The 263-nt window shown below is 53.2% G+C and carries 2 tRNA genes; both read right to left on the bottom strand.

From position 1 onward, the window contains the following. Positions 1–51 precede the first annotated feature (51 nt). Positions 52–127: transfer RNA gene (locus tag ACZ9XP_RS17980), tRNA-Ala, on the bottom strand. 9 nt (positions 128–136) lie between these two features. After that, positions 137–213, bottom strand: a tRNA-Ile gene (locus ACZ9XP_RS17975). Positions 214–263 lie beyond the last annotated feature (50 nt).

The raw sequence follows: 263 nt of genomic DNA, 5'->3' as shown, positions 1-263 counted from the left end.
CGCAAACAAAAACTCACTCAGCGGACTGAATGCATTTTTGTTTGCATTGGGTGGTGGAGGATGACGGGATCGAACCGACGACCCCCTGCTTGCAAAGCAGGTGCTCTCCCAACTGAGCTAATCCCCCAAAGGGTACTGGTGGGTCTGGTAGGACTCGAACCTACGACCCCTGCGTTATCAACACAGTGCTCTAACCAGCTGAGCTACAAACCCAGTCTTTGCAGCATCTCTGCCGCCCCAACTCTCAAATAACCGATAGGCTG

Source organism: Vogesella perlucida (assembly GCF_979366545.1).
The sequence above is the reverse complement of the archived record's forward strand: the minus strand, read 5'-3'. Positions and strand labels throughout refer to the sequence as shown.